General features: G+C 44.1%; 11 protein-coding genes. 2 read left to right on the top strand and 9 right to left on the bottom strand.

Translation table 11 applies throughout. The features are described 5' to 3' along the window. Positions 1–20 precede the first annotated feature (20 nt). Positions 21–2,666, top strand: coding sequence for a glycoside hydrolase family 2 TIM barrel-domain containing protein (locus tag Q1W14_RS15555; RefSeq protein WP_300703014.1), 2,646 nt, complete (start codon positions 21–23; stop codon positions 2,664–2,666). A 55-nt stretch (positions 2,667–2,721) separates the two neighbouring features. Here the strand turns inward: Q1W14_RS15555 and Q1W14_RS15550 are convergent, their stop codons facing one another. The 3 genes from Q1W14_RS15550 to Q1W14_RS15540 all read right to left on the bottom strand — a co-directional run bounded on the left by Q1W14_RS15550 (position 2,722) and on the right by Q1W14_RS15540 (position 9,829). Beyond that, positions 2,722–5,073 carry a glycoside hydrolase family 127 protein gene (locus Q1W14_RS15550; protein WP_300703012.1) on the bottom strand — a complete coding sequence of 784 codons (2,352 nt, stop codon included), beginning with the start codon at positions 5,071–5,073 and terminating at the stop codon, positions 2,722–2,724. A gap of 158 nt (positions 5,074–5,231) precedes the next feature. Further along, positions 5,232–6,860: a RagB/SusD family nutrient uptake outer membrane protein gene (locus Q1W14_RS15545; protein WP_300703011.1), complete on the bottom strand. Its 1,629-nt coding sequence runs from the start codon at positions 6,858–6,860 to the stop codon at positions 5,232–5,234. A gap of 20 nt (positions 6,861–6,880) precedes the next feature. Further along, the gene (locus Q1W14_RS15540) at positions 6,881–9,829 is read right to left on the bottom strand and encodes a TonB-dependent receptor (protein ID WP_300703009.1); all 2,949 of its coding nucleotides are present in this window, start codon (positions 9,827–9,829) and stop codon (positions 6,881–6,883) included. 115 nt (positions 9,830–9,944) lie between these two features. Between Q1W14_RS15540 and Q1W14_RS15535 the strand changes: the two genes are divergently transcribed. Next, positions 9,945–10,172 carry a hypothetical protein gene (locus Q1W14_RS15535; RefSeq protein ID WP_300703007.1) on the top strand — a complete coding sequence of 76 codons (228 nt, stop codon included), beginning with the start codon at positions 9,945–9,947 and terminating at the stop codon, positions 10,170–10,172. A gap of 18 nt (positions 10,173–10,190) precedes the next feature. On the opposite strand, the gene Q1W14_RS15530 is transcribed toward Q1W14_RS15535, so the two are convergent. The 6 genes from Q1W14_RS15530 to Q1W14_RS15505 all read right to left on the bottom strand — a co-directional run bounded on the left by Q1W14_RS15530 (position 10,191) and on the right by Q1W14_RS15505 (position 26,246). Then, on the bottom strand, positions 10,191–13,007 hold the full coding sequence (locus Q1W14_RS15530) for a two-component regulator propeller domain-containing protein (protein WP_300703005.1): 2,817 nt from the start codon (positions 13,005–13,007) through the stop codon (positions 10,191–10,193). A gap of 186 nt (positions 13,008–13,193) precedes the next feature. Then, complete coding sequence (locus Q1W14_RS15525) at positions 13,194–15,443, bottom strand: glycoside hydrolase family 95-like protein (RefSeq protein ID WP_300703003.1); 2,250 nt, start codon at positions 15,441–15,443, stop codon at positions 13,194–13,196. Between the two features lie 195 nt (positions 15,444–15,638). Then, positions 15,639–17,141 (bottom strand): RagB/SusD family nutrient uptake outer membrane protein, encoded by a 1,503-nt coding sequence (locus Q1W14_RS15520; RefSeq protein WP_300703001.1) that lies wholly within the window; start codon positions 17,139–17,141, stop codon positions 15,639–15,641. 23 nt (positions 17,142–17,164) lie between these two features. After that, positions 17,165–20,245, bottom strand: coding sequence for a TonB-dependent receptor (locus Q1W14_RS15515; RefSeq protein WP_300703000.1), 3,081 nt, complete (start codon positions 20,243–20,245; stop codon positions 17,165–17,167). Between the two features lie 168 nt (positions 20,246–20,413). Next, positions 20,414–21,973 carry an arylsulfatase gene (locus Q1W14_RS15510; RefSeq protein ID WP_300702998.1) on the bottom strand — a complete coding sequence of 520 codons (1,560 nt, stop codon included), beginning with the start codon at positions 21,971–21,973 and terminating at the stop codon, positions 20,414–20,416. A 193-nt stretch (positions 21,974–22,166) separates the two neighbouring features. Beyond that, positions 22,167–26,246: a hybrid sensor histidine kinase/response regulator transcription factor gene (locus Q1W14_RS15505; protein WP_300703065.1), complete on the bottom strand. Its 4,080-nt coding sequence runs from the start codon at positions 26,244–26,246 to the stop codon at positions 22,167–22,169. Between the last annotated feature and the right edge of the window lie 108 nt (positions 26,247–26,354).

Raw genomic sequence — 26,354 nt, 5'->3', positions numbered from 1 at the left:
TATACCTATACTATATTTATATGAGAAACCTTTTATTACTTATTACCTTTTTAGCAAGTTGGTGTGTGGTTCAGGCACAAGAGCGCTTCTCTGCTGCCGGCTTTTATTCCGTGCCTAACTCTGCTCGTGAAGTACAGGACTTCAATCCGGGATGGCGCTTCCATCGTGGTGACGTATCAGGAAAGAGTGACCCGTTGCAACTGAATGATAGCAACTGGGAGTTGGTCAACCTTCCTCATACCGTGCAGCTTGTGCCGTCCGAAGCAAGTGGTTCCCGTAATTATCAGGGTCCTGCTTGGTACACCAAACACTTCACTGTGGATGCCAAATACAAAGGCAAGCGTCTGTCTCTCCACTTCGAAGCCATTATGGGCAAGAGCAGCTTCTATATTAATGGCAAGAAAGTAAAAGAACACTTCGGTGGCTACCTTCCCGTCAACATCGACCTGACTGCGGCTGGTGTACGTGCAGGCGATGAAGTAACGGTAGCTGTTTGTGCCGACAATAGCGATGATCCTTCTTACCCTCCCGGAAATAAACAGTATATCATGGACCTTTGTGTCTTTGGCGGCATCTATCGCGACTGTTACTTTATCAGTACCGACGAAGTGCATGTAAGTGATGCCAATGCAGCCGGTTGTGTTGCGAGTGGTGGTGTATTCGCCAGCTTTGAAGATGTCTCGGAACAGAAAGCCAAGGTTAACGTAAAGACTCATATTGTAAATGATGGAAAGACTGCCTGTAACCTGATAATAGAAAATACTTTGATAGACTATACAGGTAAACAAGTAGCCGGTAACAAGAAAAGCCTTTCATTAGCGGCAGGTGCTAATGGTGATCTTTCCCAGCAACTCTCAGTAAAGAATCCGGCTTTGTGGCATCCCGATACTCCGAACTTGTATCAGCTTAAGACTTCGGTTTATAAGAATGGTAAACTCTGCGATGCCGTAATCTCTCGTATCGGCATCCGTAGTATCGAATTCCGAGGTGCTGACGGGCTTTATATCAACGGCAAACCCTTCGAAGACAAGCTGATGGGTGTAAACCGTCACCAGGACTATGCCTACATTGGCAATGCCGTACCCAATAACCTGCATTGGCTGGACGTGAAAAAGCTGCGCGATGCGGGTTTCCGTATCATCCGCTCGGCACATTATCCGCAAGACCCTGCCTTTATGGATGCTTGCGATGAACTGGGTATGTTTATGATAGTCCCCACTCCCGGCTGGCAATTCTGGAATTCCGATCCTATCTTCGAACAACGGATTATCTCCGACATTCGTAATATGGTGCGCCGCGACCGCAACCATCCTTCCGTTCTGCTGTGGGAGCCTGTCTTGAATGAAACCGCTTTCCCTGAATCATTTGCACACAATGCTTATCAAGCCACCCACGAAGAATATCCTTATCCCGGCTGTTATGCTGCTATCGACGACAAAAGCAAAGGTGCCGCTGAGTACGATGTTATCTATACCGCTCCCAAGAATGAAGACTACTATCAGAAATTAGGCAAGTCCTGTTTCACCCGTGAGTACGGCGACTGTGTGGACGACTGGAACTCCCACAACTCTTATAGCCGTGTAGCTCGTGAGTGGGGCGAAGCGCCTCAGATACGCCAGGCACAACACTATGCACGCAAAGATTATGGAGGTTCGCTCACAGTAGACCAATTCTATAAGTCTCCACGTGGTCATGTCGGCGGTACGTTGTGGCACTCTTTCGACCATCAACGTGGTTATCATCCCGATCCGTTCTGGGGTGGAGTGATGGATATGTTCCGTCAGCCCAAGTACTCTTATTACATGATGATGAGCCAGCGTGACCCGCGTTTGCAGTTAAAGCAGGCCGATAGCGGTCCGATGGTATATATAGCCAATGCCATGACTCCTTTCTCTACCGAAGATATTGTGGTTTATTCCAATTGTGACAGTGTGCGTATCATCGTTAATGAGAAAGATACATTGGTGCAAGCCCCGGTATTGGAAGAAAAGGGCATCCGTCATCCGCCCATCATCTTTAAAGATGCTTATAACTTTGTAGATGTTCGTGCCCTGCACCGTGCCGGAAAACCTGAACAGTGCAGCATCGTAGCTGAAGGCTTCCTGGATGGTAAAGTCATGGCTCGTGCCAAGAACATGCCTTCCAAACGCAACGAACAATTGATACTGGCCGTAGATTCCGGTCTGCCGCTTCGCGCCAACGGTTCGGATATCGTTACTGTAATCGCTTCTATTGCCGATAAGGACGGATATGTAAAGCGCCTTTCGCAGGAAACCATTATCTTCGAAGTAGAAGGTGAGGGTGAAATAGTAGGGGGTAGAGAGATTGAAGCCAATCCTCGTGTTAGCCGTTGGGGTACTGCTCCGGCGTTGATCCGTACCAGTACCAAGCCCGGTACGATTCGTGTGAAAGCCCGTCTGCTGCATCCTGGCATCCAGTTTCACCCTGAGGCCGTAATCGAGATAAATACCTTACCCGCAGAGCGCAGCTTCCTCTACAAGCAACTACCTGTCCTGAAGAAGACAGAAGTATTTGGTAAAGGAGATATCGGTGAAGTGGACTTGAACGAATTGGAACGTGCTGCCCGGGAAGAACAAGAGCGTATCGACGAAATGAAAAAGATAGAGCAACAACAACGTCATTTCGAAAGTACGGAGAAGAAATAAATAGAGCCTCACTCCCTGCTCCCTTCAAAAGTCAGGGGCAGGGGTGAGACCTTATTTAATGAATCAATCTTATTTCATAAACAGCAGGCGTCTCTTTCGAACTGCCTGTACTAACTTTTACTTCCATTGTTTCGGCAAGAGCTACTTGGGGAATATCCAGCGTTTGCGTTGTAAATTCGTTGGCAAGTTCGGCTTTTAATATTCCTGCTTCTTTGCCGTTAATCCAAACGCGAGCCTCGTTGCCTTGTGCTGCTTTGAAAGCAATCTGTACTTTAGCGATCTTTTTCCCGTTTGTCTTCATGCGGTAACTGAACCAGCCATTGCCATTTCCTGCTTTTCGCCAATGCTTATCATCGTCGGTACCCGTAAAGGAACTTGCCGACTGGATAAAGTGGTCACTTTCGGGCTGCTGTTCGCCACAAACTACGTAGTCGGCTGTAATGGCATCTAAGGCGATGCGTGCTTGTTCCTCATGCGCCAGTTTTTCGGCCATTTTCTTTACTTCTTGACTGGAGAGTACAGGCCAATACACCATGTAACGACATTCGTGCAATCGGAAGAAAGGCTCTAACATCATGCTTTCATACTGATTGGGGTAGACACCGGTCAGTGTAAAGGTCAGGTTTTTGCCATCTACTTTATGAAGATGGGATAGAATATTTTCCTTGCTACCCACTATGACCGGCATATCTTGCAAGGGAAGCCGTTGTCCGGCGGCAATGTGACCTCCACGGCTATCATCGGCAAACAAACCGGTTTGCTCTTGCCTTCCTAAGCGGGAAGCTAGGACAATAGGACCGTATAAGATGGAATAATTATCGGAGTTGTCCGGCAGAGAAACGGCTTGCAGATGCATCGGAAGTTCCAGTTTCACGACATCCTCTTTGTTCCAGGCACGGCGCAGGCAGATATAGCCGTTGGATATTTCTATGGCCTGAGTTTGTCCGTTCACTGATAAGCGGACTGCTTTGCGATCGGTCCATGCGGGCAGGCGGAAGTTTAGGGCAAATGTGCTTCCATTCTTATGTGGAGATACAACTACGGTGGTACCTTCTTCATCGGGGAAGGTGGTCTTTTGTTCTATCTGTTTATCACCCCATTGCAAAAGAGAGGGGATGAAGAGATTTACATATAGATTATCGTCCTTATGTGCATAAATCATCTCACCGTAGCGGGCATGGTTTTCCATACCCGAACCTACGCAACACCAGAAACTGGTTTGCGGTTGAGAATACACCCGGTAGTGTCCGGAGCGCATGGGAGTGAAGTACACAAAGCCACCTTGAACGGGGTCTTGTGTGGAAAGAATATGGTTATAGAGTGCACGTTCGTAATAATCCATATAAGAGGCATCGGCACTGCTTTGATAGAGCATGGCAGTGAGTCGAAGCATGTTATAGGTATTGCACGTTTCCGGTCCCTGTTCGCTTTTGAGCATGCTACTGAAGTCGTCGGCAGGGTGGAAGTGCTCGCGTACACTGTTGCCACCGATGCTGATGCTGCGGTGGTTTACAACCTCTTGCCAGAAGTAATCGGCTGCTTTATTCCATTCAGGGTTGCCTTCTACATCGGCAATGCGTTTGAAACCTATTACTTTAGGAATTTGCGTGTTGGCGTGCAGGCCGGTTAGTTTGTCTTCCTGTTTCAGTAAGGGTTGCAGTATTTGTTGATGTGAGAAACGGTGTGCCAGTTGCAGGTAACGTTTGTCACCGGTGATGGCGGCTACGTCGGCAAAGACTTCATTCAATCCGCCGTGTTCGCTACGTAGCATGTCTTGCATTTGCTGGTCGTTCAGTCCGGCGGTGAGATGAAGCATCCAGTCGGTCAGCTTCACCAGCATGGTGCGGGCATCCGGGTTGCCGGTTTGCAGATAGGCGTCACGCAATCCTGCATATATCTTATGAATATTATACAAGGGTACCCATTTGTTATTCAGGCTGAAGCCTCCTGCTTGTATATTCCCTTTGGCAATATCATTCCACATGCTTCGTCCTCCGGGTACGCCACAGAGGTAACCGTCGCCGGCTGCATCCTGACAAGCTTTCAGTTCATTTAGCATGTAGTCCAGACGATGCTTTATCTCTTGATTGCTTGTAGCGGCATACATGTAGGAGAGGGCGGATAGGTAATGGCCGCCGATGTGCCCGTCTAGTCCGGTATTCTCCCAATTGGTATAATTGTCGGCTTTGGGGGTAAGCCCCGCTTCTTTAAGGTAAGGAGCCAGAAGGCGATCAGGGTTGAGTGCCATCAGATAGCAGATGTCAAGGTCTTCGGCATGCTTGAATGGACTTGCCGTGAGACGCACACTGCTGACGGGGAAACTCTCTGCTTTTGGTACAGACTGGGAATGTAGGGATGTTGTGGCAGACAAGAAGAGTGAAATGGATAGTATCTTTGCTATATTCATACTGCTAATATTGTTACGTTTGTCAGACACTGGTGTCTCTCGCGTTAGACACTTGTGTCTATCATGTTGAACACTTGTGTCTATCGCGGGAAACACTGGAGTTTATCACGTCAGACACAAGTGTTTGACAAATAGATAATTTGTGTGTATGTATTCCGTTAATAACCAGTGTTTTGCTTCAAATTGCTATTTGTGAGCATGGCTTTGTTCGGAATAGGATACAGATTCTTATTCGCATCACTCTTATCGTGCGAGAACCACGACAACGTGGTGAACGTTCCGAAGCGAATCATATCCTGGCGACGACGTCCTTCCTGGCAGAATTCCCAACCCAACTCATCCATGAAGCGCCCGTATTGGATATTGGCACCACCATCGTGAACTGTCTTGTAGGTATCGCGACGACCGTAGTCGTACACGCTGCCCTTGGTCAATGCATCATCTGATACTTGTGCCTTTGTAGGATTATCCTTGAATGCACGTGCACGTACTTGCGATACCAACGCACCCGCTCCCGGCTGACCGAGGCGCATCAGCGACTCTGCTTTCATCATCAGTACATCGGCATAGCGCAATAGTGGCCAGTCATTGCTCAAACGGTTGGTGCTGCCGATAGCATACTCGAATTTGCCCCAACGCAAACCGTCGTCCACGTCCGACTGGTCGATGGAAGGTACGCTTACAGAATAAATCAACGGTTTGCCGTCAATGCTTCGTTTCAATACCTCGCCGGAAGAGGTATATTGTTGTCCCTGAATGTAGTTGGTCTTCATGCGCGAGTCGTCCGGATCGAAGGACTCGATGAACTGCGGAACGGCACAAACGCCTCCCCAAGGGCGGGCAGTGAGTTGATAAGTGTCCTGATTCTCAGGTGCAAGGGTGTACATGTGGAAGTCGAAGTCGTTCCAGCCTGTCACATAGATTTCGTCGAAAGGCAGGGCGAAGATAATCTCCTTGGAATTCTCATTTTTGGTGATGAAGATGTCCTTCTGATTATTCTCAAGAGCATATTCACCGGACTTCTCGGCATATTCTATCACTTTGTTGCACTGGTTGATGCACTCTTGCCACTGGGCTGTGCCTGACCATACTTCGGCATTGAGGTACACCTTGGCAAGCAGTGTGTGTGCTGCCCATTGGTTAAAGCGACCGTAGTAATAGCCCCGCGGAGTATCGGAAAGCATACTTATGTTGTCGGAGATTTCCTTTACTATGAAGTCGTACACATCCTTACGGGAAGATTGCTTAGGCAGGGAACTGTCTTTAAAGTCGGTCACGATGGGTACATTGCCGTATAAGTCTATCAGAATATAATAGTAAGAGGCACGTAGCACTTTCAATTCGGCTATGAGTTTCTCTTTCGTATCTCCTTCTACCTGAATTACATTGTCTTCTATCTGTGATAGGAGACGGTTACAGGTATTTACTCCGTTGTAGGTGCGTTCCCAGCCTTGAATCACTTCATCGTCTTCGCTGGTCCATACATGCTGGTGCCAACGCTTGTAGATATAACCGTCCACCCAGCCTATACCGTCACGGGCGGGCAACACATCTTGATCGGCGCATAGTTCCTGTGAACGGACTACCCCGTTCCATTGCAACAACGTTTCACGCCAGGGGATGTAAGCGGCATTCACCAGATAACTGATGTCTTCTTCGGTCTTTGGTTCATAGTCCTTTGAAACTACCTGACCGTAACTATCGTGTAATAAACCGGTGCAAGCTGTGTTAACCAGTGTTACAACGGCGATGGCTCCTATGGAGAATATTTTGGTTATAGTTTTCATATCCTTATGTCTTTTAGTAGTTAAAATTTCACGTTCACACCGAATGTAAATGAGCGTACGCTTGGGTATCTATCGCGAGTATCGTATCCCGGTGTCAGACCATCAGTCGATACTTCGGGATCGATGCCTTTATAGCCGGTAAGAGTCAACGCATTGAGTATCGAACCGTACAGACGGAACGACTTGATATATTTGCCTAACTGGCCGAAGGTATATCCCAGTGTGATGTTATCAATCTTCCAATAATCGCCCTTTTCAACGTAGTAACTGTTGTATTCCGGCTCTACTTCGGCACTGAGAGTATGTTTGCCGAATACGAGGTCGTTTACTGACTTCAGACGGTTTTCGTAGCGGCTGTTTTTCACATTCTCGTAGTTCATGCGTCCACCGTTGATAATTTCGAAGCCGAATGCACCACGCATCGTGATGTTGAGGTCGAAGTTCTTGTAACGTATGCTATTGTTCCAGCCTGCATACCACTTGGGCAGACCATTACCAATGACGTGTTTGTCCTCCGGTGCATGGGTGAAATCTTTATAGTTTACGGGATTGCCGTTGCGGTCTTCGTAAATCCAGCGTCCTTCATCGTCTACATCGATTACCTTGAAACCGTAGAAGTTACCAATACTTTCGCCCACTTGTACACGATGGGAATCAGATACCTGACCCGAGTATTCTACTGTACCGGTGTTGAAGTAGTCGTAATCGGACTTGAATACACTGCCCGACAAACTAACCAGCTTGTTGGAGTTGGTAGAGAATGTTCCGGTTGTACTCCACTCAAAGTTCTTATTCTGAACCGGTATAACGGTTACCAACACTTCCACACCACGGTTGCGCATGGTACCACCGTTAGCCATTGTCTTGTTGTACAAGTTGGGAGGAGTAGGCACACTGTATTCATAAATAAGTCCATCGATGTCGCGGCTGTAGTAGTCGATAGAACCAGACAGACGACCGCCCCATGAAGCCCAATCCAAACCTATATTAGTTTCTTTCTTCTCTTCCCATTTCAAATCGGGGTTGGCGTTAGATGCCGGAACGATGGTCTGTACCCAACTGCCATTGGCAAAAGCGTATGAACCATACTTCAGCATGGCAATACCCATGAAAGGATTTTTGGGTTGCGATCCCGTCACACCATATCCTACACGGAGCTTCAAGTCGTTGAACAACTTCTGGTTTTTCATAAAGTTCTCTTCGGTTATTCTCCATCCCACTGAGACGGAAGGGAAGAGACCCCATGCATTGTCTGTGCCCCATAACTGGCTGGCACCTTCGTAACGCAACGCTGCCATCAACAGATAACGATTCTTGAATGAGTAAGTGGCACGGCCGAAGAAACCGATCAGGTTAGTCACCGTCTTTTTAGAACCAAGTCCGGCTTTGCCATCTTTTGCTGCCGAACCGATGCCAATGTTGTGCCATCCACCGAAGTAGTCGTCTTGGAAACCGTAATTGTCGATCCACATTTCCTCAAAGTCTGTTTCGTTGTAGCTGTAACCGGCAAGGATGCTGAATTTGTGCTCGTTGATCTCCTTATTATACTGTGCGGTGAGTTCCATTAATTTCTCCATATAAGTCGATGCGCCTACCGACGACCATCCTGCCAAACCATCGCGTAAAGCCGAGATATGATTCAATGTCTCACCATAACCACGGTTCATATTATTCCGTGTGTAGGAGAATACGCCTGAAAGAGTAAGGTCTTTGATAGGATTGTAGATAACGTTTCCATTGTAGCGCATTTGGGTGTTCTTTACATTACCTTCGGCTTCGTAAAGAAGTGCAAGCGGGTTTTCGTACTCAAACTTGCTTACGTTCTCGCTCCAGCTGCCATCTTCGTTTCTTACGGGATCGGTCGGATTACGACGGGTAGCCTGTCCGTATACCCAGCCACGGAAACTGCCACCATTGGTGGTAGATTCTATTTGATTCTTCTTGCCGAAAATACCGAACATCAGTTTCAACTTATCGTCGAACATACGATGTGTTACTTCTACACGTCCCTGGAAGCTCTCGAAGTCCGATTTCTTCATGATACCCTGGCGGGAAGCGTAGTTCAGATTGGCAACATAGTTAGTCTTCGAATTACCACCCATCAGCGAGAGGTTGTGTACGTGACTGAAGGGAGTACGGCTGATCTCTTTTAACCAGTCGGTATCTGCACCATGATCCTGATCGGGATAGAGAGCACGGAATTCATCGGCGTTGAGCATTTCCAGTTTCTTTGAGATGAGAGAGGTACTGATGTAACCGTTATATTCTACTTGATTGATGTCAGTACCTTTGGCTTGCTTGGTGGTGATAAGGATTACACCGTTCGTACCACGGGTACCGTAAATGGCGGCTGCCGAACCATCCTTGAGCACGTCTACGCTTTCCACATCTTCCGGAGCTACGGTATTGAGTTCGCCTGGAATACCGTCAATCAATACCAGCGGAGCTGTATTGGCACCACCGATGGTACTGGTACCACGAAGTCTGATCTGAGTGCTTCCTGTAGGGTCGCCGTTAGGGTTTGTAATGGCCAGTCCGGCTACTTTTCCTTGAATCAGTTGACCTATATCTTTTACGGCACCTTTCACGAAGTTATCTGCTTTGACGCTCGCTACAGAACTGGTTACGTCCCCTTTGCGTTGCGTACCGTAGCCAATAACTACGACTTCGTCCAGCATCTCAGTGTCTTCTTTCAGAATGATGTCAAGGGGCTTCTTATCGGTTAGAGTTAGCTCTTGAGTAATGTATCCGATGTAAGAGATTACTAATGTACTCTTTGCAGGAACTTCAAGGCTAAATTTACCGTCGAAGTCAGTAATAGTACCGATTGTTTTGTTCGCCTTGACTACAATACTGGCACCTATTACAGGTTCTCCGAATGTGTCTTTTACCCGGCCCGTAACTTTTTGCTGGGCGAGGGCTGTTAATGAAATGCTTAGCAAGGTAAGCAACAAAAACATGTGTTTCATACTCGTATTAAATTAAGGGTTAAACATACACTTATTGCATTTGGACACAGTGTGCCGTTCTTTGCAAAAGGTTTTCGCAAATGAATTAAATTAAGTATGTAAACAGAGGGGGGAAATGAATCTAATAGGGGGTAGAAATGGTTGTGGTGTATATTTGGTGTATTTATTACCCTTATTTGACGAATTTGTAGGTCGTGTGTGGGGCGAATATCTGCGCCACTTCGGCTATATATATATTGAGTTTGTTGCAAGTATATATCCAGTCGGTTGGAAGTATATATCCAGCTCGCTGGAAGTATATATCCAAGGCGCTGCATATATACATCCAATGAGCTATATGTAACTTGCAGATTATCAGTGTTTAATGTGAGACGGTTTTTTGATATTCACTGGGCGTCATTCCAAACTCCTCTTTGAAACAGGCAGTGAAGTACTTGCGGTTGAAATATCCTAATGTGGCGGCAACTTCAGTGATATTCTTGTTCTTGTCTTCGAGCATGTGGCGGGCGTGCTTCATCTTGATGTTCCGGATAAAATCGAGCGGGGTACGGTTGGTTATTGTTTTAAGTTTGCGAGTGAGTGTAGAGCGTGACATGTTCATGGCACTCGCCAGGGCATTGACATCATAGTTGGGTTGCGTCAGGTTGTCTTCTACCGCTTTTACGGCTTTCTCTAAAAAGAGTTTGTCCAATTGCTGGAACTCCGGTTCTGCAAGGTTTACTTCGCTATCCAGATAGGTACGCATTTTCATCATCTCCTTGCTATCGGCCCAGATTTCGTTATTTTTGCGTTCCACACGCTTCAGGTAGAAACGAAATGCATAGATTGAGAAACCAAGTATCATCAACAGATAAAATAGATAAGCCCACCATGTTTCGTAGAAGGCGGGTAGGCGCTCAATAGTCAGCTCCGTTATCTCATTACTCCATACGCCGTTTTCATCAGTGGCTTTTACCTGGAAGATGTAGTTGCCTTTACTCAGATGGTTGTAAAAAGCGGAGTTCTTTCCTCCTTCTACATATACCCAGTCTATATCAATACCTTTCAGACGATAGGCGTATCGTATCTTAGAAGCATATCGGTGGTTGAGTGAGGAGAAGCAGATTTCCAAATTCTGGTCTTCGGGATTCAGTTGGATGTGGTTGAAAGAATTTTCCGCCTTCTTGTCATTGAAGATAATGGAAGTACTGAATAGCTTGATGTCAGTGATTTTTGTCTGTACATTACTGGCTTTCCGGTCCAATCCGTTGGAAGGAGTTACCATACAAATACCCGGTATGCCGCCAAAGTAGATGTTTCCGTCTATACCCATGCAGATTGCGGTGGGTAGGAAGCGTTTCAGGAGCATAGTGCCGTCTGTGGTGAGATAAGTACGGAAGGAGTTGTTGCGTGGATTAAACTCTATCAACTTCTGATTGGTGCCAATCCATATATGATTGAATACATCGGTTGCAATTTGGTTGACTTGGTTACCATTCATGCCGCACACTTCGTTGTAACTAGTCAACTTCTTTTCGTTAGGGTCATAAGAGTAAACACCGCCATCGTAAGTGCCCAGCCAAAGTAGACCGTCCGGGGCTATGGAAATGGAGGAAAAACTGTAGCCGGGCTGCATCAGTTGCGGCTTGCCGTCACGGCTCATTTGAAAGAGTCCTTGGTCCTTTGTACAAATCCATATCGTGCCTTCCCGGCTTTCGGCTATACTGCTAACATGTCCCAAGGTCTGGTTGTTGTACTTGATCTTTTTTGTTTTTATGTCGTAGATGCAGAGGCCTGTACTGCTGCCTATCCATAAGTTTCCAGTGTTATCTTCTAGTAATTTGCTGACGAAGGAAGTAGAGGGCAGGTACTCTTCTAACAACACACTTTCCACAAGAGACATTTTCATGCCTTGGCGATTCAGTCCGAAGACTTTGCGGCTGATGTCAGGCGCCAACCATATACCTTTATGGGTGTGTGCACGAGTCATTTCCCGTCCTGCGCTCAAGGATAATGATGCAAGCTCTGAAAAATCAGTATAGATGTTTATATCATCGGTCTTGAGGTTATATAGCAAAAGCCCGGTTCGTTCTTGCATCATCCACATAATACCGTCGTCACCATCGTCACAAAGGGTCATAATAGCGGGATTATATTGGGTACGGTCGTTTATAGAGGGTAGGGCATAATTCTGAATGATATTCTCAGACAGATGGATGATGAAGCTATGGCGATCGAAGGCAGATACCCATAAACAATCTTCTCCTTTCAGGATTTCGACTAACATGTGGTTGGTAGGTAGGAGGCCGGCAGGGAGGTTGACTTGTTTCAGTTTTCCGTCAGGTTGTGGGTCGAAGGCAATGAGATCGCGTCCCGTAGTAGCCCATAAGTAGCCTAGCTTGCTGTCTTGGGTAATGTGGAGTATCAGGCCATCTTCCTGCCCAAGTGAGTTTAAGGGCAAATCATTGAATTGGCACATAGACTCTTCGGGGGCTGACGGATCGAAGCGTACGATACCGTACTTCCAAGTGGCAAGCCAGAAGTAGTCGTGCTCTAGGTCTTGTATGATTAGGGTGGGTAGTATCTTTTTGCGAGTATAGGGTATAAAGATGTCTTTCTGTTTGTCAAGGTGAAAGATTCCTTCATCCCAAATGGAGATGATAATCTCTTTCTTCCGGCTTTCGCAGAAACCGGATATGGTTGTTGGTCCTTTGCTGTTATTGATGGGATATTCTTTAATCAGCTTTCCATCAGAATTGTATTTGCATAGCTTGCCGTAGGTTCCTACCCACATATAGCCGTCGCTGGTAGAGTATATACTCATAATTTTTTTGTCTTGTAGTTTGTTGGTATCAAGTGCTACAATGTTGTAGTCTGCTTTGTTAAGGATATAGGCCCCCTTGTCCGTACCAAACCAAATTTTACCTTCTTTATCCTCGGCAATGCATTCTATCAGGTCATCTTTCAGTATGCGTGGAGTCTTGATGTCTGATCGGAATACCTGAATGTTGTAGCCATCGTCACGGCATAGTCCGTTGACAGTTCCATACCACACATAACCTTCGCTATCTCTGAATACACGATGTATGGCGCTGACGGGTAGTTGTTTCAGGGTTGGAATATCCGAAATGGATATACTTTGGGGACGTATCAGACAGGGGTAAATGAGTAGAAGTAAGGTCAATGTGTATTTTATCATAGCTTGCAATCATTTAATTACAAAAGTATGATAAAAAAGAAAGAGGATCAAACTTTATCTATAAAAGTTTTTTTGATAAATCATCTGTTATGCTATCACGCTATAGACGTTATTTGATTGATTATAAATATACTATGGCATGATAGATAGGTGTGTTAGATGCATGTCTATTAGTTCCAACTCATGTTATTTCCATTCAATAAGCTCTCCGGATTTGGTGTTTCGCTCCTCCACCTTATTGGTGAAGGGGTTTAGTATGCGCAATTTACCTCCCTTTTCAGAACGAACTGTTACTTTATCTACTTTCCCGTTCTTATAATCAGCACTGACAAGGAAAGCCCCCATGGCTCTTAAATCCCGGAAAGAAGCTTCATTCCAGCTTTCGGGAATAGCGGGGAAGATACGTATAATTCCTGTGTGGCTCTGTAGCAACATTTCTTGTACGGCAGAGGCGTATGCAAAGTTTCCTTCCAAGGTGAAGGGACGATAGGTGAAATTAGTATATCCTTTCTGTAGTTGGTCACCATTAAGGTGGAAACTATTGGGAGAACAGAATGCTTTGATAAAGATATGCAGATTGCGTGCTACGGCATCACCGTCAAAAATGCGAGCTTTCATATTTGCCAGCCAAGTATAGGTGTATCCGATCCAAAGCTCATTTCCAAGTTCCTCCATGTGATGTATGGAACGTTTTATAAGGCGTTCGGCCTCATTTCCCTGCGATACATCCAGCAGACCGAACGGGTGGAATGCCAGCATGTGGGAGAGGTGGCGGTGAGATACGGTGAGTGGGTAATCCGGAGCAATCGTTAATCCGGTACTATCTTTTGCAAAATCCGGCCATTCTTCCAACTGTTTGCGCCAAAGATCGGCATCTTCTATTAAGCCTAAGGTATCTGCCATCTCTGCGGCTGCTGTGTAAGTTAGCCGTATATTGGCAAGGTCATAGTTCGTTGTTTTTTGGAACCATGCATCCAACTCGTTATCGTTGATTTCCGGTGAAGAAGAAAGGGGAAGCTTACGCATACCTTTCGCGTCTTTTACGGATACATTGCTGAAGTAGCGTGCCACTTCTTTTACCCAGGGATATGCTTGATTCTTCAGGAAATCATCATCTGCGTTATACTTCCATTGCAGATAGAAATGCTGGGCAAGCCATCCGCTGGTGGTTGGTTGATGGGAATAAGGACTCCAGCCGCCAATAGCTCTGCCTTCTAAGGTTGCTATACAAGGGATGTTTAGTCCCTCTACTCCGAAAAACCGGCGCGTGAATTCTTCTCCGTTACTTTTTATTTTCCATAACCAGTCGGTGAAGACACTTGATTCTTCCAGGTGATTGGAACTGTAGCCCGGCCAATAGCTAAGTTGGGTATTCAGGTCATTGTGGAAGTCTCCACGCCAGGGTGGCGTTTGCCCGTTGTCAGCAGTCCATACAGCTTGCAGACAGATAGGAGGGGCATTCTTGCGTGAGGCGGCACCAAACTTGTACATCTCCAAATACCATTGGTTTTCCAGAATGGAGTCCGGAAGATGGATTGCGCTTTTTACCCAATACGTTTTCCACCAGTCAATATGCTCGGCTAATGAAGTATTGAAGTCTTTGGCATGATTCTTAATAAAATCTGCTGCCTGTATGGATTCGCTATACCAAGTGCCTTGGGTAGTGATACAATAACTGCCTTCCAAGGCGTTTGGAGTAGGAGTATTCCATTCTACCGCCACTTCGTAGGCTACTTTGCCGTATGCTTTTTGACGATAAACAATGCTATTTTTATGGTGTGCTATTTTCCCGTTTTTGTATCCCAAGCGGGTGAGAGGGTGTGTACGTGGTGCGCTGACCTTTTGTATGCTTGTTCCGTCTTCTTCAAACCGAGGTGTTTGTAATTCGATAGAGAGCATTGCGGGTAGATTCTCGAAACGAAAGTGCCCTGTTTTATCCATCGCGCCGGTGAAGAATTTACCGACAGTACCGCATTCCCATACGATGGTACAGACAGCTGTGTGTACATCCAATTCCACACTTTTGACTATCCCTAGTTGTGAAATGGGGATTTCAATGGCTCCAACCGGTATCTTTGTCGGTGCACAATCTTTCCGGCTGCGATCATCTATCAGTGCACGTACTTTGGATACATCTTTCCGTTGTATAATCTCATCGCAGACGAACTGATAGGAATAGGAAGGAGACTCAAACTCTTTGACAGGACGTAGATCCCAAAGATCTGCACGGTCTAAAGCCAGTCTTAACTTACCATCCTTTTCCCAGATGAGGCTACCCATGATACCGTTTCCCAAAGGAATGCCTTCATCCCAGATAACGGGTAGTTTTGTGAACTGCAGTCCATGAAATGACTGGTTATTTGTGTTTGCTTGTGCTAAGATTGTGTTTAAAGAACATAATTCAATAAAGACGATAAAAAGTAATTTTGCTTTCATAGGTATTAAATTAGAATGTGCTAAGGAAGCGCTAATAATTCAGATAGTGGGGATAAATTTGTTCAAAAAAGGTGAGATTATAATCCATAACATAAAAAAGAGAGGAACCTCACGGCCCCTCCCCTCACACATAAATTAAATTGATTAAGGTCTATTTAATTATTTGATAATAAGGTTAGAAGTTATGTATCGTTATTAATAGCCTGCATTATTTGTCCAACCAGTCAACCGAATCTGCTCTTCAGCAATTGGCAAATAATAATGGTTGTTTGCCTTATATATAGAGTTTGTCCATGCGGTAGAACGAACTTCTGAAACTTTTTCAAGGCGAACGAGATCAAACCAACGTCTCATTTCTGCGAAGAACTCCCAGCCGTTTTCATCAAATACTGCTTTTTCAAAAGTTGTAGGATCAGTAGTATTGGTAATAACTGCTGATTTGGCGCGCTCTTGTACATCTTTTAGGCATTTAGCAGCCAGTGCATTTACAGAATTTGTAGCTCTTGTAGAGGCTTCTGCATACATTAATAATACGTCTGCATAACGATAGATGCAAGTAATACCATTAGCTTGTGCACTGTTACCTGGTACACCTTCATCGTAATCATAATATTTGGAGATAGCCGGATTCTTTTCTCTACTGTCCTTATAGTTAACCACTACATCTTTAGCAATAGGCCATTCTGTCATATAATTCCAGTCTTTACGTTCTCCTGCCGGATATTTTAAATAGAAAGCTTCCACTCCATAATAATCTGCCCAACCTGCTTTGGGATAAAAATCATTCGGATAATATGATTTGCCATAATTGCTGGCTGTTTTTTGTTTAGCGCTATGGTGCAAGGCAAACAAATGCTCATTTGCATCTTCTTTTTTAGCCTCTTTCCACAAGTCTTCATACTTGGGAGTGAGTTTCAAACCCGATTTCTCAATAATATCATTGGTTTCCTGAGCTGCTTTTGCGTAGTATTCAGTTCCTTTCTTTAAAGGCCATCCAGCCATAGTCATATACACATCGGCCAGACATGCTTTTGCTGCCCATTTGGAAGGAGTAGAACTGAAACCGCTGCGACTCTTTTCCGGTAACCATTCTGTAGCTTTTGTCAAACTGGGTACAATAGCTTTTTCATAAATTTCGGCAACAGAGGTACGTGGCATTCTAGTTTCGGCATCTGTACCATTTAAAATCAATGGCACATCCCCAAACATACGTACCAAGTAGAAGTAGGCGAGTCCGCGCATGAAGTAGGCTTCACCCAGTACTTCTTGATATTCTTTTTGTTTCTTTTTTAATGCGTCTGTAGTTCCTTCTGGTATAACAACATTATTGATTAGTTTATTTGAGTTGTTGACAACGGCAAAGAAAAGGTTCCAAGGAATGCTTACGTCATCTTTGTTTGCATCTGCACTCGGATTCAAATCCGCAAAATATGCATAGCGGTTATTAGCTTTAGTCGTTGCATAAGTTATTTCATCGCCTCCGATGTTAATGATTTGCATACGGCAATTGAAACCATAGTTACTTTGCCATAAATCGTTATAAAGACCGGTGGCAGCTTTTCTCAATCCATCAATATCTAATTTAGCAAGATATTCTTCTTCTGTAATAAAGGATTGAGGCTCTTGATTGAGATCAACGCAAGCAGTCGTGAAAAGCAGATTACTTGCCATTAATGCTATATATAATATTTTTTTCATAATTCGTTCTATTTAATTAGTGATTAAAATGAGAAATTCAAACCAAGTAAGTAGTTACGGCTATTAGGATATGCACCCCAATCAACACCTTGAACTAGCGGAGTTCCCATTGCTGCTTCAGGATCGAGACCTTTATATTTTGTGATGTGGAACGGATTCTGAACTGATGCATATATACGTAGGTTTGAAATACCCATTGCTTTGCAAGCTATGTCAGGTAAGGAATAACCTAAGGTGATGCTTTTCATCTTTATGAAACTTCCGTTTTCAACAAAACGTGTGCTGAAGAATTTATTTTCAATGCCACCTTTTACAAAGCCCGGTACATTGGTATTTGTATTGGTTGGAGTCCAACGGTTCAACAGTTCCGGTTTGGGAGTTACAAAGCACATATTTTGCCCTGAGATAGTATTGTATCCCATTTGGTCGGTAGCGTTATAGATGTCAAATCCGTGGAATCCTATGACAAAGAATGAAAAGTCAAAGTTCTTATAGCTGAAACTATTACTCCATCCCCAGTTGAATGTAGGCTGGCCACAGCCAATAACTCCTTGGTCGGCATCACTGTAAATACCATCTTTGTTAACATCCACATATTTAGAGTTACCTGCTACAATCTTGTATACTTCACCATTGGTTTTACCATTCGTTTTGCCATCAGCATCTACAAAAGGTGCTTTTACTTCATCTTCTTGCCAAATGCCTGCGAAAGTGTATCCCCAGAAGGTTCCTAGTTTTTGTCCTTCTATCATCTGGAATAGTGTATTCTGGTAGGTTCCGGCTTGTTGCTGGCGGTGATTGTAGGTTGGAATCTTATTAAAGATACCCTTGTTGTGAGATAAAGTCAGATCAGTATGCCAGTTGAAGTCTTTACCGGTTACAGGGTCGGCACTGATTGTAAATTCAATACCCGTATTCTTAATCTCACCTGCATTTTTCAATAATGAAGGGAATCCCATGTGAGTAGGTTGTGCAACGTCCAACAAGATATCTTTGGAGATTTTGTTATACCAATCGGCAGTGAAGCGTAAACGACCGTTGAATAATCCGAAATCCAGACCTACGTTTATCTGATCGTTGCGTTCCCATTTCAGATAGGAGGCAGCAGGGCGGTCAACAGCGTAAGAAGTAGTACCATCTGAATTGGTTACAGGTTTTCTCTTTGAGAAGATACGGTATGCTTCCACTGATTGATTTCCTACAGAACCATAACCGGCACGCAATTTAAGTTGGTCTATAACATCTATTTCTTTCATAAATGCTTCTTGCTTGATATCCCATGCCAAAGCAGCAGAAGGGAAATAATCCCATTTTTCTTTCAGACGTGATGAACCGTCAGCGCGAATAGATGCGGTGATCATATAGCGGTTCATAAATACATAATTTACACGGAACATTCCGGACATAAGGGTATTGATGACGTTTTCAGAAGCAACAGTAGAAAGTGCTGCATTTGAGTAACCTAAAGCATTATAACCTAATTCATCTGCGAAATCCAAACCTCTGGCTGTACTTGTGTGGCTGTAATCATCTCCATAGGATTGTTCAAATACTGCAGTTGCATTAATACGGTGGTTTTCATTAAACTCTTTTACATAACTTAATGTATTAGTGTTCAACCAACCGATATTAAATTGACTTGCTGCACTGGCTTGGTTTATATTACCATTCTTGAATGCTGTATAGCTTAAGTCATTTTCATTGGTACGATTCAAGCGGTTGTCAAAGGTTACACCAAGTTGAGAACGGAATGATAAACCGTCAATTATATCGAATTGTACGTAACCTTGCATACGGTTGTTTAAAGTTTGGTTGAGAGTTTTAGATTCCCAAATCATTCCCATAGGATTGTATGTGGCGCTACCGTCAATGAATGCATTATTGTATGTTCCATCATCTTTTTTAGGCATGATGGTGTTGGGGAAATAAGCTGCTTGTTGAATTAAACCGTCATATTGGCTGATACGGGGTTTGGATGATGTGTTGTAGTAGCCATAAATGTTCAAACCTACTTTCCACCATTTTTTGATATTGGTATCAAGTTTTAAACGCCAGCTATATACACTGTTTTCTGATCCTTTGATGACACCTTCATTATTTTCATAACGTAAAGATGCTAAGAATGTAGTTTTCTCACCACCTCCGGCAATTGAGAGTTCGTAGTTTTGAACAAGTGCCGGATCACGGAAGATATTTTTGGCATAGTTGTAACCATCCTTTCCATTCTTGAAAGCTTCCAGTTGCGCCTCGTCATAATATGGCTTTTGGCTTCCACCGAAATATTCTTTAGCATAGTCATTTGCTAAGTTTGCGTATTCATAAGGCGAAAGGGTATCCGGATATTTTGCCACTGTCTTCATGTTTGCAAAAGCATTCAATGATACGGTTAACTTGTCTTTGTTAGGCGTTTTTGTTGTTACCAAAATAACACCATTTGCACCCCGAGAACCATAAACTGCAGTTGCAGACGCATCTTTCAGGACTTCAATTGAGGCAATGTCCGAAGGATTCAGAGATTTCATAGATCCACCGATAAAACCGTCGATAACAACCAACGGACCTGTCTCGGCAGTAATTGAGTTAATACCACGTACGCGGATTGTGTTATCGCTACTGGGGTCACCGGAACCTGACAATACGGATACACCAGCCATACGTCCTTGTAATGCGTCGGAAACATTACCGGAAGGTGTGCTTTTCAATGCGTCTGCTGTCTTTACCGATGCAACCGCACCCGTTAAGTCACTTTTACGTTGTACGCCGTAACCTACTACTACGACTTCATTTAACATTTGGCTATCTTCTGCCAATAGCACATTAATCTTAGTTTTTCCAGCGACAGCAATCTTCTGTGTCTGATAACCGATAAAGGAAAATATGAGAGTCGATTTAGCGGGTACATTGGGGAGTGTGTAGTTTCCATCAATGTCAGTAATGGTTCCATTACTTGTACCCTCTACTTGAATAGAAGCACCGATCACCGGACCTAAATTGTCAGTCACTGTACCAGTTACTGTAATGTTCTGTGCGTTTGCCTGCGTAGCAAAAAGTACAGAGAGCAACAAAATACCTAATGCTTTAAGGAAGCAAGATTTCTGTTTCATAAATATTAATTTAATAAGTTATTAATAAAGGTTGTTTTTCGTTTGATTTTCAGTTTAGCGTTATTAATCACACCGCAAATGTATAGGATGAGAGGTAATGAAGTATTAGTTAATTGTTCGCAAATAGTACGAATTCGTACAAAATCTGCGAACAACATCCAGCTTGTACTATTTCCTCTCCTTTTGATTTTTGGCTGCTTTTACCTCTTCTAATAGGCTGGAGAGGGCTTTTACTCTTTCAGGATTGGCTTCTGCAACGTTGGTTTTCTCTGACGGGTCGATGGAGAGATTGTACAATTGAGGCTTCGGATCGTTGCCCAATTCCATTTTAGTCCAGAATTCTATGGCAGCCTTATCGCTAGGCTCAATATACTTCCAGTCTTTTTGGATAATAGATAAAATATTGTCCAAATTCTGCTGTACGATATAGTCACATCCGGTAGTATCCGTTCCTAGGAAGTTGTTTAACTGGTCACGACTATCGGGAGCTATGCCCGGTTTCAATGGATGATTCAATAAGGTAGCCAGCGAAGCATAGACATCGATCATCGAAAATAGAGCTTGTTGTTTGCCGGGTTTGATGCCATTGGGCCAGCGTACGATAAAAGGAATACGTGTTCCTGCATCGTATGCACTGTATTTTCCACCTCGGTAATGCTTCATCGGAGTATGTCCATTCAACAATTCAAAAGCTTGGTCTTGATAACCGTCATCAATGACAGGACCATTATCGCTACAGAATACAATAATGGTGTTGTCTGCAATCTTTAGACTATCCAGTGTACGCATAATCTCTCCAACAGTCCAGTCAAGCTGAAGGATAACGTCTCCACGTACTCCTAAGCCACTCTTTCCTGCAAAACGGGGATGCGGTACACGGGGAACGTGAACATCTTGCGTACCCATATATAGGAAGAAAGGTTCATCTTTATGGGAGGTAATAAAGTTTTTTGCTTTGTCGGTGATGATATCGGCAATGTCCTCATCCACCCAAAGAGCGGACTTACCGCCAGTCATCCAACCGATGCGCGGAATACCGTTGATGATGGTATTGTTATGTCCCTGACTGGGTTTCATCTTTACCAGCTCGGGGTTCTCCAATCCGGTAGGCCAATTACCTACTTTATGATCGTAGCTTACGGTAATCGGATCATTCGGGTCGAGCCCTACAACACGTCCGTTTTCGACAAAGACGCAGGGAACACGGTCTACAGTGGCAGGAATGATGAATTCGTAACCGAAACCAATGTCCTGCGTATTCGGTTTGATTTGTTGATTGAAGTCCGTTCCTCCTTTGGGACCTAATCCTAAATGCCATTTACCTATGGCGGCAGTTGCGTATCCTTCTGACTGAAACATATCGGCCATCGTGACGCAGGCTGTATCAATAATAAGTTCGGAGTTGCCCGGGGCAATACCTGTATTCTTCTGTCTCCAGGGATATTTGCCTGTTAGCAGGCCGAAGCGTGAAGGTGTACTGGTAGACGAAGTAGCGTAAGCATTGGTAAACTGCATACCTTGACCCGCAAGGCGGTCGATATTGGGAGTGCTTACTTTGGTGGCACCATAACAACTCAGGTCGCCAATGCCGAGATCATCTGCAATCAGATATATTATATTGGGTTTCTGGGGCAGAGCACTTTTAGCCTCTTGTTTGGAAGCGTTACCGCATCCAACTAAAAGCATTGTGCTTGGAAGAAACGTCAGAAGAGAGGATAAATGTTTCATAGTCTTTGGACTTTTAAGTTTGATTTCTGACCCCAAAGATAGGGCTATCTATTCTTAACCAGTGTACAAAGAAGTACGCAGGAAAGGAGAAAATGTACAGAAGTACAAAGAAAGAACTATCCCAACATGCAAGTGGAAAGTTTGCTTGATGTTAGGATAATAATTGAATAAATTAATTCATGGATTAAGTCAATTATGCTTCCTCGTCGGTATCTGAGTCTTCTGAATCTTCTGAGTTTTCCGAATTCTCCCCTTTGCGATATGCTAGCGGACTTACGTGATAGATATCTTTAAAGCACTTCGAGAAGTAACGGGAAGAACTGAAGCCTATTTTATCAGAAATCTCGGTAATATTCAGTTCCGGGTTATTGCGCAACATGAATGCACCTTTCTTGAGACGGATGGTCAGGATAAAGTCATTCGGGGTTTGTCCGGTGATGGCTTTCAGCTTGGTGAACAAGTTGGTACGTGCCATAGCCATTTCACGGGCAAAGACGTTGACATTAAACTCTGTATCATCCAGGTGATTTTCGATGATGGTCATGGCACGATCCAGAATATCCTTATCTATCGGGTTGGTGGCAAGCATTTGAGCAAAAGCTTGCGGTTGCTTGCTGAACTTCTCCTGTAAGAGGATGCGTGAGTTCACGAGGTTGTTGCATCGGGATATTAGCAAGTTCGTATTGAACGGTTTGGTGATGTAATCGTCGGCTCCGATACGTAGTCCTTCAATATTTTGTTCGATGGCAGTCCGTGCCGTCAGCAGTACTACGGGGATGTGGCAGGTATTGAAGTCACTTTTTATCTGCTTGCACAATTCTGTACCGGACATTTTGGGCATTACTACGTCACTGACAACAATGGTAGGCATTTCGCTGTTTACAAGAGCCAAACCTTCCTCTCCGTCGGCAGCAGTAAGTACTTCATAGAAAGGATTGAAGATATTAGCCAACATCTCACGTATAGAATCATTGTCTTCTACAATGAGTATTTTGGCGTCGGGCAGACGTTTATTAGGTGCGTTTTCTTCCAGTTCAGCTTTCAGCAGAGCGTCGTTTTCCGGTTTAGGAGCTTCTATCTGCTGAATGCTATCGACATTCTTATTGATTTGTTCTTCGATGAATTGTGCATTGCCCAGTTGCAAGGTTACGATGAAACTGGTTCCTTTTCCTAACTGGCTTTCTACACGAATAGTACCGTGATGAAGCTCCACAATGCCTTTTGTCAGGGCAAGACCAATACCGGTACCTGTTTTACTTGCATCGGTAGAGTCTAATTGTTCTATTTGGTAAAAGCGGTCGAAAATCTTGTCTACCTCTTTGGCGTCAATGCCACTACCGGTGTCGGTTACCCGAATCACAGCGTTGTTACCTTCTGTCTTGATGCTGAGGGTAATGGAATCTTCGGCTTTTGTGTGTTTAATGGCATTAGAGAGAAGATTATTGATAACTTTCTGCATCTGTTTCTGGTCGTACCATACTTCCAGGCTATCGGTCTCTTTCTCAAAGTTGAAACTGATTTGCTTGGTGCTGGCATATTCCATGAATAACAGATAGTTTTCGTACAAGAAGTTCACTATATTGTGCTGACTTACCTTTATCTTCATGTGCCCTTGTTCTTGTTTGCGGAAGTCGAGCAGTTCGGTAATGAGTTCCCTCAACTGGATACTGTTCTTGTAAATGCTTAACACCTTATTATAAATAGCGGGTGTAAAGTTCTGCAATTGAAGCAAGGTTTCCACTTGCGCAACAATCAAAGTTAGCGGAGTACGGAATTCGTGCGAGATGTTGGTAAAGAAACGCAGTTTCGACTGATTCAGCGCTTCTACATCCTGAATGTGCTTCTGTTCGTATTTCAGAGACTCACGCAGTTTGATTCTCGATTTGTATGTACGTACCAAGTACCATAACAATGCCCCGGTAATAATGAGATAGATAATATAGGCTAGGGGAGTCTTGTAATAAGGCGGTAACACATGGATGGTGAGGTGTACTTGCGGACAGAGACTTTCATCTTTGCCGGCAGGTTTAATCAGTAGGTTGTAAGTGCCTGCATTCAGGTTCGTATAAGTAATGGTATGCAATCCACGGGTGCTGTTCCAATCTTTGGAAAAACCTTCCAGTTTGTAGATAATATCGTCTTTGTTGGCAGCCACATAGTTGGAGGTGGCAAACTCTATACTGAACATGGACTGATTGGCATTGAGTGTAATCTCACGAGTATAGAACAAAGACTGCTGTAAGATATCCGTATCATCTCCTACCTGTATTTCAGTTCCGTTCACGATGAGGCGTGAAAGGTTGATTTGATAGGGTTTGGGAGTGAAGTTCAATTCCATTTCGTGAAAGGAGATCATGCCTTGCGTACCACCCAGGAATATCTCGCCGTCACGGGTTACGCAAAGGGCATTCTCGTTGACAGCCGTCAGTGGGAATCCGTTTTCCGTACTGTAGTTTTGGAACTGCTTGTTGTGGTAGTCAAAGATCGAAAAGCCTTCGTTGGTAATGAGCAACAGCTTGTGGCTACTGGGCGATTCTTGCGTCTCGTAAATACAATCACTGGATAACCCGTCCTGTTGGTCGAAGTTTTCGAAATCATTGCTTGCAGGGCGATATAAGTCCAGTCCGCTACCAGAAGTAGAGAACCATAAATTGCCTTTACTATCTTCGGTAATATTGTTTATATTGTTATTGCTGATGCTGTGAATGTTGGCTGGGTCGTAACGGTAATTAACCAATTTGCGGGTATCAAAGCGGTAACTGAATACCCCTTCACCTGTGGCGGCAATCCAAAGAGTACCCTGGCTATCGAACATTACATCGGCTACCATCTTAATCCTTTTACCTTCTTTTGAGTCCTGGAATAACTGTTGGCATTTACCGTTATCCGGATCAAAAAGGCATACGCCATTCTGTGTGGCGATAATCAGATAATTTTGATAAGGGGCAATATCACGAACGATATCCGAAGGCAGTGTTTCCGGATTATTGGCTTCCATGCGGTAATGCGTGAAGCGATTGGTGCGTATATCCAGTTTGTTCAAACCTCCCAGATGCGTGCCTATCCATATTAATTGCTTGTCGGCATCGTAATAGAGAGCTTTGATATTATTGTGTGAGATGCTGTTTGCGCCGTCGCCCGGTCGGAACCACTTGAATTCACGCGTACGACGGTTGTAATAATTCAATCCGCCTCCTTCAGTTCCTATCCATAGGTTACCGTCTTTGTCTTCTATGCTACGTCCTACTACCGGATTACTCAGTCCGTTCTTTTCTATCGGAGAGTAGATGTAGCGGGTATAAATCTCATATTCAGGATTGAAGTAATTAACGCCGCCAAAGTAAGTCCCCATCCATAAAGTGCCTTGGTTATCTTTAACGATACACCAGATGGAAGAATTGGTCAGACCATCAGTCTGGGTATCAGTGGCGGTGTGATTCTGAAATAGTCCGGTACTCTTATCGTAGCGGTTAAGTCCGTTGAAAGTACCTATCCAGATATTGCCGAGATTGTCTTCACAGCAGGCTCTTACAAAGTTGGAAGAGAGGCTGTGAGTATTATTGGAATCATATCTGAAGTTTACAATTTCGCCGTTTGTCTTTACCTTGAACAGGCCTTCTTCCCAACTACCTATCCACAACTTGCCTTCGTTATCTTGGTAAATGCTGGTAATATTTCCTTTCAGGATGGGATGCGTCAGTTCCTTGTTATCTAAATGCAGCCGATAGACACCGTCGCTGGTAGTACCCATCCAAAGCTGTCCTTTGTCTATGTGCATGCAGAAGATCTCCAGATTCTTATTTGCCAACTGGTAGTATAGATTGAAGTTGCCGGTCTGCTCGTTATAGCAGTAAATCTCGTTCTTCTTCCCAATGAAAAGTCCGTCGTTATAATAAATACTGCTGATATTACCCTGTAGTAGCGTTCTGAACTTTTGTGTGGCAAGATTAAATTCAGCAATTCCTTCTGTACAAAGCAGGTAGATTTTACCTTTACGATTGCCCGTTATGCGCAATACTGTATTGCAAAACAAACTGTTTGGATCATCCTTACGCAATTTGTAAGTTTGAATATCTTTTCCATCGTATCGGTTCAATCCCTCACGGGTACCAATCCAAATAGCACCGTTTTCATCGATATACAGACTGTTAACCGAGAATTGTGATAGACCGTCATCGGTGGTTATGTGGTTAAAAGTAATGTTCTGTCCTTGCAAGGTGGTAGTAACCAAGCATACTATAACAATAGATAGCCGAATGATAAACTTCTGCACGGTTGAGGCATTTTTTAAGGTTTCAGTTACAAATATATGAATATTTTGTGCAAGATTTCTCATTTACTCAACGGTTTTTGTTGTAATGTCTGTTTAAATGTATAATTT

Origin of the sequence: Bacteroides sp. (genome assembly GCF_030151085.1) — a bacterium.
GTDB lineage: Bacteria > Bacteroidota > Bacteroidia > Bacteroidales > Bacteroidaceae > Bacteroides.
The sequence above is the reverse complement of the archived record's forward strand: the minus strand, read 5'-3'. Positions and strand labels throughout refer to the sequence as shown.